Origin of the sequence: Clostridium pacaense (genome assembly GCF_020709765.2) — a bacterium.
In the GTDB taxonomy this organism is placed as follows: Bacteria; Bacillota; Clostridia; order Lachnospirales; family Lachnospiraceae; genus Enterocloster; species Enterocloster hominis.
The window spans coordinates 1-236 of record NZ_JAJFEB020000224.1 but is presented as its reverse complement, the minus strand read 5'-3'; the positions used below and the strand labels follow the sequence as shown (position 1 = coordinate 236).

Sequence of the window (236 nt, the reverse complement as noted above, 5' to 3'; positions counted from 1 at the left end):
GAGAAGGAGGAAGGAAGGAAGGAAAAGGGAAAGGAGAAGGGAAAGGGAAAAGAAGGGAGGGGAAGGAGGGAAAAAAGAGGAGGGGAGGGAGAGAGGGAGGAGAAGGAGGGGGAGGAAAGGGAAAAGAAGAAAGGAAAGAGGGGGGAGGAGAAAAGGAGGAGGGGGAAGGGAAAAGACAAGGCAAGAAAGAGGAGAGGGAGGGGGAGGAAGGGAAGAAGGAAGAGGGGGGAGGGGAA

1 protein-coding gene is annotated in these 236 nt (G+C 55.1%); it reads left to right on the top strand.

The window, feature by feature from the left end:
* Window positions 1-236, top strand: a 236-nt coding sequence (locus LK536_RS59110; RefSeq protein WP_506092375.1) for a hypothetical protein, incomplete at both ends; no start/stop codon positions are given.